Raw genomic sequence first — 8,758 nt, 5'->3', positions numbered from 1 at the left:
CCACCAGCTGTTCGAACGGCATCTCCTCGTGGGCGAATCCGTCCATGGTCACGGTCCGCACCCGGTCGGTCAGCTCCCGGAAGATCACCCTCTACGGCGCACGCACCGGCTCGACCTGGAGCACCTCCCCGAAGGCCTTGGCGACCGACTTCTCGGTGTCGGTCGTCGGCTCGGTGTAGCAGGCACCCTCGGGCCTTTGATACGGGCCGGGTTCGGGAAGCCGCTTGCGTTCGACCTTGCCGGCGTTGGAGAGCGGCAGCGCGTCGAGTGGGACGAAGACCTGGGGGGTCATGTGCTCGGGCAAGGTGCGCCGGCAGTGCCGGCGCAGGGTCCCGGCGTCCACCGTGGCCCCCGGCTGCGGGACCACCCAGGCGATCAGCTGCTGTTCGGCGCCGTCGGTGCCGTGCAGGTCCACGACGGCCTCGCGAACGGAGGGGTGGGCCATCACCCGGTTCTCGATCTCGCCGAGTTCGACCCGGAAGCCGCGCACCTTGACCTGCCGGTCGATGCGGCCCAGGTACTCGATCTCCCCGTCGGCCCGGAAGCGAGCAAGGTCCCCGGTGCGGTACGCGCGCTCGCCCGGCGCCCCGTGGAACGGGTCATGCACGAAGCTCGCCTCGGTCAGCTCCGGCCGGTTCAGATAGCCCTTGGCGAGGCAGGGGCCGGCGACGTGCACTTCGCCGGGCACCCCTGCGGGGACCGGGGTACCCAGGGCGTCCAGCAGATAGATCCGGACGTTGTCGATGGGGCGTCCCACCGGCGGCAGCGCGGGCCAGCCGGTGACCGGGCCGGTGAGTGTGAGAGCCGTGACGACATGCGCCTCGGTCGGTCCGTAGTGGTTGTGCAGAACCGCCGGGACATGGGTGAACAGCGCGGTCAGCTGCGGGGTCACCCGTAGCTGTTCTCCGGCCACGAAGACATCCCGCAGTGTCATGGGCCACTGCTCGCGGGCCGTGGCCACCTCCGCCAGCTGCTGGAACACCACATAGGGCAGGAACAGTCGGGTGATCCGCTTCCGGTGATCTGGTCCCAGACGGCTGGCCGGACATCAGGTCGTCGGCAGCGACCTGAGCCCAGTCGCCGCCGCGCGCGCTGCCGTCGAGGCGGCGGCCCGAGGCGGCAGGCCTCCAGCGGCTGCGGCCGACATGCGCCGACTGCCGTTCGGTGACAAGGTCTTCGACGTCCTGCTCTGCTCGGACAACTCACTCCCGCACTTGCTCTCCGGGCAAGATCTCCGGGCGGCACTCCTCGGCATGAGACGGGTGCTCCGAGACGACGGACTGTTGATGATCACTATCCGGGCCTATGACGAGGCGCGCCAGACCAAACCCACGGCGACACCTCCCCGTGAAGCACTGGCTGCGGCCGCCATCGGCCGCTTGCCGTTGATCGAAGCGCGCATGCTCGCCTGGCTGGCCTGCCAGGCCGCCGCCGCGCAGCAGGCGACCGTACGGCAGCTTGCCGGACTTCCGGGCCCGACGGGTCGGCCGATCGGCGTGAAGGAGACCGTTCAGATCACGTGCGACCTCATGGACACGGGCCTTGTCGTCGTGCCTGGCCTGACCGGTGCGCGGCTCGACCAGCCGCTGCCCGTCTTCACCGCCGGCTACCGGCGCCCGGAGACGAAGGTGGTCGAGAAGCGGGTGGAGATCGTCTCGACCCGGCATGGCACGCTGCGGATCGTCGGCACCATCGGCCTGCTCAGGATTCCGGCCGAGCTCCCGGACGATCTCCGCGGGCGGCTTCTCGCGCTCGGCGCTGAGTTCCGGCGGATCGTCACCACCGGTCCGGGCGACCTGCCGGAGGTGATCGAACGGCACCAGCGCAAGGCCGACGCCCTGCGCGAGTGGGAGCGGCACCCGCTCGGCAACGAGCGCGTGCGCACCGAGGCCGACCGCGCCCAGTGCGCCGCCGACGCCGCCCGCCAGCAGTACGCCAACCAGCAGGCCAAGCAGCGCACGAAGAAGGCGAGGACCGGCTGACGAAGCGGCCTGGTTTCCGCCGGGCCGCGCCGACACCGGTGGCGCGATCCCGGTCACGGACAAACCGGGAGGACAAGGCCCCTGATCGGGGTATTCCGGGCGGGACAAGGTGCCTGGTCAAGGAGTGGGACAAGGGGGCCGGTCAGACGGCGGACAAGGGGGTGGTGTGCAGTGTCGGCGACACCCGGGCGCTCGCCCGGGTGCCGGGGCCGGCCACCGCTGCTGAGGCCTCGCTGCGCCGGCGGGGCGCCCGGACCCACGACCTGTGGCTGTGGCCGACCGTCTACCCGCAGACCGGCCGTGAGGGGCTGCTGCCGGTCGCGCTGGTCCTGGAGGCCGGCCGCAAGCGCCCCCGGCGACCGGGCAGCAAGCCGTTCACCGCCGAGGGCGGTCCGGGGGCGTGCGGAGGTTCGCGTCGTGCGGTCAGGCGGTGACCCGTTCGGTCCGCTCCGCCTGGAGGCCGGCGGGCCGCTCGGCGGTGGCGGAGGTGTTCTCCCGGGGTGCGGGGAGCACGGCCATGATCACGCCGGAGATCACGACGGTCGCCGCCCAGGCGAGCCCGTACCTGCCGACGGGGGTGTCGGAGAGCGGGCCGGCGAACCAGTCGCACTTGGTGAAGGCGAGCCCGATCAGCAGCGCGAGCACCCAGGACGTCATCGCCTGCCAGCAGAAGCCGCCCGCGTACCAGTACCGGCTGTTCCTGCTGGTGTCCATCAGCGCGGCGGCGTCGTAGCGCACCGCACGCGACCGGCGCCGGAACATGTCCACCGCGTAGACGCCGATCCAGGCCGAGAAGGAGACGGCGAGCAGGATCAGGAAGGTGATGAAGGAGCCCAGGAAGCTCTTGGCGACCAGCATCAGCAGCAGGCCGCCGACCAGCGAGATCACGGCGTTGATGCTGACGGCCAGGGCGCGCGGCAGCCTGACGCCCATGGTCTGCGCGGTGAAGCCGGCCGAGTACATGGAGAGGCTGTTGATCAGCAGCATGCCCACGATCGCGGTCAGCAGGTAGGGCACGGCCAGCCAGGTCGGCAGCAGGTCACCGAGGAAGGAGACCGGGTCCGCGGCCTGCGCCAGGCCGGGCGAGGCCACCGCCATCACGGCACCCATCAGCACCATCGGGACCATCACCAGGCCGGCACCGGAAACCGTCACGCCGACGATCTTCCTGCCGGAGGCGGCGTGCGGCAGGTAGCGGGCGAAGTCCGGGCCGGTGGGGACCCAGCTGATGCCACCGGCGGCGATGGTCCCGATGCCGGCGATCATCATCGCGGTGGTACCCGCGGGCTTGGCGAAGACCTCGCTCCAGTTCATGGTCGCGACCAGGTAGCCCAGCACCAGCACGCTGAAGATGCCGAAGAGGTACGTCGACCAGGTGTTGCAGACGTTCAGTGCCTTCCGGCCCATGCCGGAGACCAGGAAGGTGCAGGCGACGAAGGTGAAGAGCGTGATCACGATCAGCGCGGTGTTGCTCTTGACGCCGAAGAGCAGGTCGAGGACCGTCAGTACGGCGTAGGCACCGGTGACGGCGTTGATCGTCTCCCAGCCGAACCGGGCGATCCAGAGGATCGCGCCGGGGAAGAGGTTCCCGCGCACCCCGAAGGTGGCCCGCGAGAGGGTCGCGCCCGGTGCCCCGCCCCACTTCCCGGAGACCGACAGCACGCCGACCATGCCGAACGAGACGAGCGCGGCACACGCCGCGACGATCAGGACCTGCCAGAAGTTCAACCGGTTGAACACCACCAGGGCGGCGCCCATGGTGAGCAGCAGGACGCTGATGTTCGCCGCGACCCAGGTCGGGAAGAGCTCGCGGACTCTGCCCCCGCGCTCGTGGTCGGGGACGGGTTCGATACCGCGTGTCTCTATCGCGCCGCGGGTGTCGGCGTCGGACGGGTTGTCCATGAGGGTGGCTCCGTGCGTGTGAAGCGGAGATTAATCGGACAAATGGAATATTCATGGAACTCTTCGCGCGTAGCGCGGGAGTTGAGTCATCCTACTTTGTCCACTTCGCTTCCAGCGGGGGGCGGTGGGTTCGCTGACCTCGAAGTCAGGACGCGGCCAGGGACTCCAACCCGTCGAGGCTGTAGCTGGTCACCTTCACGAGGCCTGCCCGGCGGGCGAGGGCGAGGGCCCGGGTCCAGTAGTCCCTCGCGGCGTCGGTCCGTCCGGAGCGGGCGTGCACGGTGGCGGTCACCTGCAGCGCCACCGCGGCGGCGCTGTGGTCTCCGAGTGCTTCGGCGATGGACAGCGCCTCGGCCAGGGTCGCCAGGGCGTCCTGCCGCCGGCCGAGGGCGGCCAGGGATTCGCCCAGGCTGGTCAGTGTCGTGGGTACCAGGGAGGGCAGCTCGCGCCGGAACACCTCGGTGTACCGGCGGAGGATCCGCTCGGCCTCCTCGGCGTTCCCCGTCGCCAGGTGCAGCTTGGCCAGGGTGCACAGGGCCACCGGGTTGTCCCCGCCGTCGACGCTCCGGAAGAGGGCGATGGACTCGTGGGCGGCCGTGATGCCCTCGGTGAGCCGACCCTCCTTGAGGAAGGTCAGCGCCCTGACGAGCAGGACCATGGCCAGGCCCTCCTTGACGTCCTCCTCGGCATAGACCTCCTCCGCGGTGTTCAGGTGCGCCAGGCACCCGGCGTGGTCCCAGTTGTGGCCGGAGATCGTCGCGAGGACGACGTACAGGCGGGCCTCGGCCCGCCGTGCCCCGTGTGCCCGCGCGAGGTCCAGCGCATTTGTCACGAGGGGGCCCCAGTGGCCCTCCCACCAGTAGCTGGTCCCGTAGCCGGTGAGCAGGCCGACGATCTGCCAGGCCGGTTCGGGGCGGCCGGAGGCGCCCGCCCGGCGGACGGCTGTCCGGATCGCCGGCATCTCCTGGCGCAGCCAGGCCAGGGCGTCCGTGGGAGAGGCGAGTCGGGGCAGCGGCGCGGGGGAGGGGGCGAGCCCGTCCACCGGTTCGGTGTCGCCCCAGTAGGGGGTGCTGAGCGTGCCGGCGTGGTGGACCGCGCGGGCGTACCAGGCCAGCAGGCGGTCATGCGCGGCCGCTTGGTTCTGCGAAGGTTCCTGGGTGCGCGCCAGTTCCGCCGCGTAGCCGGCGACCAGATCGTGGAGGACGTAGGTGTGCGGGGCGGGTGACTGGATCATCTGGGCGTCGACCAGGGTGTCCAGCAGGTCGAGGGTGCGGTCGATCGGCTCGTCCAGCAGGGCCGAGGCCGCTTCGAGGGACAGCGGGAAGCCCGGCCACACTCCCAGCAGGCGGAAGGCCCGGGCGGAGCCCGCCTCCCCGGCACCGTCGTTCTCCAGGAGCGTCTGGTAGCTCATGGCGAACGCGGCCCGCACCGACGTGTCGTCCGCGGTCAGCAGTTCCAGCGTTTGCGGTGCGTCCTCCAACCGGTGGGCGAGCACGCTCAGCGGCCAGCCCGGGCGGTTGGCGATCCGGCCGCCGGCGAGGCGGATGGCCAGGGGCAGACCGCCGCACACGGCCAGGATGCGTCGGACGGCCTCGGGCTCGGCCGCGACCCGGTGCTCGCCGCACACCAGGGCGAGCAGGTCACGGCCTTCCGTGCCGAGCGGCCGCAACGGGATGCGGACGGCGTCGAGTTGACCGGACGGGGCCCGGCGGGTGGTCACGATCACGGCGGACGGCCCCGCCCCGGGAATCAGCGGGGCGATGCGGGTGAGGTCGTGCGCGTTGTCCAGCAGCACGAGGACGCGGCGCCGGGCCAGGTGGTCGCGGTACAGGGCGGCCCGGTCGTCGAGGTGGTCGGGCAGGCAGCTCCCGCTGACGCCCAGGTCGGTGAGGAACCGTGCCAGGACGTCGTTCAGTTCGCGCTCGGGGCCGGTGCCGTAGCCGTTGAGGTTGACGTACAGCTGTCCGTCCGGGTAGGCCTCCCGCAGGAGGTGGGCCGCGTGCACGGCCAGGGTGGTCTTCCCCAGGCCGCCCATGCCGTAGACCACCACCACCGGAACGGTTCCGGCGAGGTCCGCCGGGGTGCCCTCCGGCGGCGCGCGGAGCGCGGCGGTCACCTGGCCGAGCTCGCGTTCGCGTCCGATGAGGACGGAGGCGGTACGGGGCAGTTGGTGCGGGGCGCGCACGGCCGTTCCGGGAGCGTGCGGTGAGGAGTCCGTGGCCAGGAGTTCCCGATGGGCCTCCCGCACCAGGCTGCCCGGGCTGACGCCGAGCTCCTCGGCGAGTGCCGCCCGCAGCACCCGGTGGACCTCGAACGCCTCCGCGGTGCGACCGCAGCCGTGCAGCGCCAGCATGAGCTGGGCGTGGAACGCCTCGTGGAGCGGGTGTTCGGTGGTCAGTGCGGTCAGCTCCGCGACCAGGTCCCGGTGCCGGCCGGTGCGCAATCCCGCGGTGAAGGTCCGCTCCAGCAGGGCGAGGCGGGTCTCGCGCAGCTGAGTGGCCCGGGGGGAGCAGATGAGCGCCGGTACGTCGCCGAACGGCTCGCCCCGCCACGGCGCGAGGGCCCTCCGCGCTTCCGCCGTGACGGCCGGCCAGTCCTGACGCTCGTGCGCCTCGCGCACCCGGTCGGCCGCGGTGGTGAAGGTGATGAGGTCCAGTTCGTCCTGCTCCACGGACAGCAGGTAGCCCTGGCGTGCCGATCGCAACCGGGTGCCGTACGAACCGAGTGCCGTTCGCAGCCGGTTGACGTGGTTGTGGAGGGACGCGACCGCCGTACGGGGCGGATTCCCGTCCCACAGCAGGTCCACCAGGGAGTCGACCCGGACGGCTTTGTCGGGTGAGCAGAGGAGCAGGGCCAGGAGCGTGGGCACCTTCGGGCCGGTGATTCGCAGCGGCTGTCCGTCGTGTTCCACCTGCAACGGCCCGAGCAGCCCGAACCGGATTCCCATGCCAGCACCCCCGGTAATGACGGACGGTCACATCGATCATGGATCGCTGTTATCGACATATTAGATGGCTGTGAGCGGGCGGAGTAACGATCAGCACATCCGTCCGGTCGGGGGTGAACGGACCGCGGTGGCTCGCTCCTCCTCGCTCCGGTGACGTGCGAACTCCCTGGAGACCACACATGCGCACCACCAGCCCAGCCCTCCGCGCGGCGTCCCTCCTGCTCACCGCCGGTCTCGCCGGGCTCGCCCTGGGAACCGCCCCGGCGAACGCCGACCCGGGCCCGGGAGTCGAGTACGCCTCACCGGGGCAGGGCGAGGCCCGCGCCCTGTCGACGGCCCTGGCGGCCGGACCCCGGATCAGCCGCTCCGAGGTCCTGTCCCGGGCCAAGTCCTGGGTGTCACTCGGCCTGGACTACAGCTGGTCCGCCTACCACGACGGGTACCGTCAGGACTGCTCCGGCTACGCCTCGATGGCCTGGAAGCTGGGCACCCCCGGCCTGGACACCACCAGTTTCATCCCGAGCGGAGTCGCGTCGAGGATCGGCAAGGAGGACCTCCGGCCGGGCGACGCGCTGCTGAACGACGCCGCGGGCAAGGACGGCCACATCGTCCTGTTCGACCGCTGGGCCAACGCCGCGCACACGTCCTACCTGGGCTACGAGTTCAGCGGGAGCGGTGTCCACCACCGCACCATCCCGTACCCGTACTTCCCCGAATACATCAAGGGCAACGGTTACGCCCCGGTCCGCAACAACAGCATCGTCGACGACACCACCCCGCCGCCGGACCCGCAGGTGCCCGCGTCGTCACTGGTGTCGGGGAAGGTGGCGACCGTCTACAACCCGGACACGAAGACCGCCGAGGCGTTCGCCATCGACACCGACGGCCACATGCGCCACTCCTACAGCACCGATCGCGCCGCCTGGTCGGCCTGGCTCGCCATCGACGACTCGTTCGTCTTCACGGGCAGTCCGGCGGCGGTCTACAACCCGGTCAGCAAGGTGGCCGAGGTGTTCGCCACCGGCGCCGCCGAGGGGATCATCTCGCACTCCTACCTGTTCAACGGCGGCGCGCAGTGGAGCAGCTTCCGGACCATCGGCGACGGGTTCAGGTTCGGCGGCAGCCCGGCGGCCGTGTACAACGCGACGACCAACGCCATCGAGCTCTTCGGCATCGGCAAGAACGGCGTGCTGAACCACACCTACAACCTCAACGCCGGCGCCTACGACGGCTGGGAATCCCTCGACAGCAACAAGAAGTTCGCCGTCGGAACGCCGGCCGCCCTCTACAACCCCGACACGAAGACCGCCGAGGTGTTCGCCACCGGCACCGACGGCACCGTCGTCCACAACTGGTCCACCGCAGGCGGCCACTTCCAGGGCTGGGACAGCACCAACTTCACCGGCTTCACATTCGCCTCCAACCCGGCCGTGGCCTACAACCCGGTGAACAAGGTGACCGAGGTGTACGCCGTCGGCGGCGACGGGGTCATGTCCCACAACTACCTGTTCAACGGCTCCGCCTGGCACGGCTGGGAGACCCTCGACGAAGGCTTCCGGTTCGGCGGCAGCCCGGCGGCCGTGTACAACGCGACGACCAACGCCATGGAGGTCTTCGGCATCGGCAAGGACGGCGTGCTGAACCACACCTACAACCTCAACGCCGGCGCCTACCAGGGCTGGGAGTCCCTCAACACCAAGTGGGCGTTCACCGGCACCCCGTCGGCCCTCTACGAGCCCGACGCCCGCTCCGCCGAGGTCTTCGCCATCGGCAGCGCCGACGGAAAGGTCTCCCACTCCTACACCGCCGACGGCAAGCCCATGAGCCCCTGGTACACCATCGACGGCGTCCGGGCCAAGACCGGCTGACCTCGGGCGACCACCGGTCGACCCCACCGCCCGGGCCGCGGTCCGGGCACGGCGTCCGG

The 8,758-nt window shown here is 70.9% G+C and carries 6 protein-coding genes; 3 read left to right on the top strand and 3 right to left on the bottom strand.

All coding sequences use genetic code 11. The annotated features are described in order from the left end of the window. Positions 1 to 91 precede the first annotated feature (91 nt). Positions 92 to 1,009 carry an AMP-binding protein gene (locus tag ACIO5D_RS23090; RefSeq protein WP_400797603.1) on the bottom strand — a complete coding sequence of 306 codons (918 nt, stop codon included), beginning with the start codon at positions 1,007 to 1,009 and terminating at the stop codon, positions 92 to 94. A gap of 28 nt (positions 1,010 to 1,037) precedes the next feature. Between ACIO5D_RS23090 and ACIO5D_RS23085 the strand changes: the two genes are divergently transcribed. After that, positions 1,038 to 1,982, top strand: coding sequence for a class I SAM-dependent methyltransferase (locus ACIO5D_RS23085; protein WP_400797600.1), 945 nt, complete (start codon positions 1,038 to 1,040; stop codon positions 1,980 to 1,982). Positions 1,983 to 2,143: 161 nt separating this feature from the next. Then, positions 2,144 to 2,416, top strand: a complete 273-nt coding sequence (locus ACIO5D_RS23080; RefSeq protein WP_400652362.1) for a hypothetical protein — start codon at positions 2,144 to 2,146, stop codon at positions 2,414 to 2,416. Here the strand turns inward: ACIO5D_RS23080 and ACIO5D_RS23075 are convergent. Both ACIO5D_RS23075 and ACIO5D_RS23070 read right to left on the bottom strand, forming a co-directional pair. After that, positions 2,406 to 3,884, bottom strand: a complete 1,479-nt coding sequence (locus ACIO5D_RS23075; RefSeq protein ID WP_400763146.1) for a purine-cytosine permease family protein — start codon at positions 3,882 to 3,884, stop codon at positions 2,406 to 2,408. The two genes, ACIO5D_RS23080 and ACIO5D_RS23075, sit on opposite strands and share 11 nt — an antisense overlap. 145 nt (positions 3,885 to 4,029) lie before the next feature. Beyond that, on the bottom strand, positions 4,030 to 6,831 hold the full coding sequence (locus ACIO5D_RS23070) for a BTAD domain-containing putative transcriptional regulator (protein ID WP_400797417.1): 2,802 nt from the start codon (positions 6,829 to 6,831) through the stop codon (positions 4,030 to 4,032). Positions 6,832 to 7,010: 179 nt separating this feature from the next. Between ACIO5D_RS23070 and ACIO5D_RS23065 the strand changes: the two genes are divergently transcribed. Beyond that, entirely contained in the window at positions 7,011 to 8,699 is a 1,689-nt protein-coding gene (locus ACIO5D_RS23065; protein WP_400797414.1) for a hypothetical protein, read from the top strand. Positions 8,700 to 8,758 lie beyond the last annotated feature (59 nt).

It is taken from the genome of Kitasatospora sp. NPDC087315, assembly GCF_044744345.1.
Taxonomy (GTDB): domain Bacteria; phylum Actinomycetota; class Actinomycetes; order Streptomycetales; family Streptomycetaceae; genus Kitasatospora.
This window is presented reverse-complemented; position numbering and strand designations above follow the sequence as displayed.